The 590-nt window shown below is 77.1% G+C and carries 1 protein-coding gene; it reads left to right on the forward strand.

All coding sequences use genetic code 11. From position 1 onward, the window contains the following. Positions 1–146 precede the first annotated feature (146 nt). A partial coding sequence (locus KUM32_RS40380) for an aminotransferase class V-fold PLP-dependent enzyme (RefSeq protein WP_217146672.1) occupies positions 147–590 on the forward strand: 444 nt, incomplete at its 3' end.

Here is a 590-nt window from a genome sequence, read left to right on the forward strand (position 1 = left end):
CGGGCGGCGCATCTGAGGACATGCGCCGTCGCCCGGCCTCACCTGGAGCGACTTCGCGTGCCGTCGGACGCGCCCGCGCGGGCCGGAACCGTGCGCCCCCACGCGCCTCTCGTGCGCGCCGCCCCGGCTCGTAGAATCGACGCATCATGGCCTACCTCGACCACGCCGCCACCACTCCGATGCTCCCGGAGGCGGTGCGGGCGATGACCGACCAGCTCGCCGTCACCGGCAACGCCTCCTCCCTCCACGCCGCGGGACGGCGCGCGCGCCGCACCGTGGAGGAGTCCCGCGAGTCGCTCGCCGCCGCACTCGGCGCCCGCCCCAGCGAGGTGGTGTTCACCGCGGGCGGCACCGAGGCCGACAACCTCGCCGTCAAGGGCCTCTACTGGGCCCGCCGCGCCGCCGACCCGGCCCGCACCCGGCTGCTCGCCAGCCCCGTCGAGCACCACGCCGTGCTCGACGCGGTGGACTGGCTCGCCACGCACGAGGGCGCGCGCGTGGAGTGGCTGCCGGTCGACGCGTACGGCAGGGTCAGCCCGGACGCGCTGCGCGAGGCCATCGCCCGTGACCCCTCGGACGTGGCGCTGGCC

Source organism: Streptomyces sp. AC627_RSS907 (assembly GCF_019049165.1).